Source organism: Nitratireductor sp. GCM10026969 (assembly GCF_042660605.1).
GTDB lineage: Bacteria > Pseudomonadota > Alphaproteobacteria > Rhizobiales > Rhizobiaceae > Chelativorans.
Window position 1 is genome coordinate 1 of the sequence record NZ_JBHSUM010000280.1, and the last position, 1,908, is coordinate 1,908.

3 protein-coding genes are annotated in these 1,908 nt (G+C 65.7%); 2 read left to right on the forward strand and 1 reads right to left on the reverse strand.

Annotated elements, in window-relative coordinates; genetic code table 11:
• Positions 1–172 precede the first annotated feature (172 nt).
• The gene (locus ACFP9U_RS24855; protein ID WP_378625543.1) at positions 173–922 is read left to right on the forward strand and encodes an SDR family NAD(P)-dependent oxidoreductase; all 750 of its coding nucleotides are present in this window, start codon (positions 173–175) and stop codon (positions 920–922) included.
• 36 nt (positions 923–958) lie between these two features.
• Here the strand turns inward: ACFP9U_RS24855 and ACFP9U_RS24860 are convergent, their stop codons facing one another.
• Positions 959–1,450, reverse strand: coding sequence for a host attachment protein (locus ACFP9U_RS24860; protein WP_378625544.1), 492 nt, complete (start codon positions 1,448–1,450; stop codon positions 959–961).
• A 223-nt stretch (positions 1,451–1,673) separates the two neighbouring features.
• On the opposite strand from ACFP9U_RS24860, the gene ACFP9U_RS24865 reads away from it, so the two are divergent.
• Positions 1,674–1,908 (forward strand): NAD(P)-dependent oxidoreductase (locus ACFP9U_RS24865; RefSeq protein WP_378625546.1); only part of this gene is annotated, 235 nt, incomplete at its 3' end.

Consider the following 1,908-nt stretch of genomic DNA (forward strand, 5'->3'; position numbering starts at 1 on the left):
GGTGCCGGCCGCCTCCGATGGCCGGCCGGTCCCTCCGGCCGATGTCGGCGGCCCCCGCCAGCGCGGCTCGCTGACGATCCTCGACATCATCCTGGGAAATTGAACGTCTTTCGAGAACGCTCGCAATCCAGCCGTCTTGCCATTACATAGGCAGAACCTGATGGAGACCGCCGTGAGCGAGATTGATGAGAGAAAGACCCTGGTCCTGACCGGGGCGAGCCGGGGGATCGGCCATGCGGCCGTCAAGCGCTTCTCGCGCGAGGGCTGGCGCGTCATCACCTGCTCGCGGCACCCATTCTCCGAAGACTGCCCGTGGCCAGCGGGGCCGGAGGATCACATTCAGCTCGACCTGTCGGACCAGGAGGGCGTGGGCATCGCCATCGGCGAAATCCGCCATCGGCTGGCCGCCAATGGCGGCCGGCTCGATGCTCTGGTCAACAATGCCGCCATTTCGCCGAAGCTCGACGGCGGCGGCCGCATGAACTCCATCGACACGCCCATGCATGTCTGGCGCGACGTCTTCCAGGTGAATTTCTTCGCCCCCATCATGCTGGCGCGCGGTCTGTTCAAGGAGCTGACGACGGCCAGGGGCTCCATCGTCAACGTGACCTCGATCGTCGGCAGCCGCGTCCATCCCTTCGCCGGTACCGCCTATGCCACCTCCAAGGCCGCGCTTGCGGCGCTGACGCGCGAAATGGCGGCGGATTTCGGCCCGCACGGCATCCGCGTCAACGCCATCGCGCCGGGGGAGATCGAGACCTCGATCCTCTCGCCGGGAACCGACAGGCTGATCGAATCCATCCCGCTGCGCCGCCTCGGCCAGACGGCGGAAGTGGCCGACACGATCTTCTTCCTCTGTTCGGACAACTCGTCCTACGTGACCGGCGCGGAAGTCCACATCAATGGCGGCCAGCACGTCTGATTGCGGCCGGTTTCGAGGCGCCGGATAAGCCTTGGCTCACCAGACCCGCGAACCGCCCTGGACGGGGAAAGTCGGCGCGCCGCCGACCGTCAGCGCTTTCTCGATGTCGAAAACCGTGTGGTTGGTGAGCGTCTTCGGCACCTCGTCCGCCACCCGTGCCTCGACCTCCTTGTGCAGCACCTTGCGCAATGCGCCGAGCACGACGGGCGGGGCGACGAGAATGATCTTCTCGAACCGGCCCCTGTGCGCCATCCGGTAGAGCCGCTCGGCGATTTCGTCGGCGAAACGCTCCTTCTCGATCCGGTGCCAGTCCGTCTCTTCAAAGCCGCTCTTGTGGACGTTTGCGGCGTCGCGATAGCGGCCCGGCTGGTCCGTACCCTGCTCGCGGGTGGGCGGATTGTCGTCGTGCATCTCGCGCACCACCTCCAGGTTCGGATATTCGGCATCACCTTCGTTACGCAGGAAAAGCGCCTTTTCCCCATCGGCAACCATTACCCAGATGCCGTGCTCGAGCCGGACGTCCGCCATCGCTTTTCTCCGTTTTCTCTGTTCCATCCCACAAACGCCGGGGATGAACCGACGTTCCACCGCGCGCCGCGGCACTTGGCGCGCCGCGGGGATGATTTTTCCCTCCCCGGAGCAGGCAGCGCAAAAGCGATTGCCGCCATGATGTTCGGGCGCGAGTGCGTTTCTTCTGAAACGTGAAGCTGATAGGCAAAATCCGTGATCGTAACCGGGAGACCGAGTGCCCATGTCCGAAGAGACGGCGAAGCTGAACGCATTCCCCGTTTTCCTGCGCGTCGAAGGTCGCCGTGTGGTGGTCGTCGGCGGCGGCGAGGAGGCGCTTGCCAAGGCGCGGCTTCTGGCTCAGTCGAGCGCCGCGCTCGTTGTCGTGGCGCCCCTGCCCGAGCCCGACTTGGCCGTCTGGGCGGCCGCCAACGGGGTGAGGCTCGAACTCGCCGCCTACCGGCCGGAGCATCTGGATG

What these genes read in the sequence shown, in the direction of transcription:
- ACFP9U_RS24860 (WP_378625544.1), bottom strand. Translation starts at nt 1,450, where the DNA reads ATGGCGGACGTCCGGCTCGAGCACGGCATCTGGGTAATGGTTGCCGAT.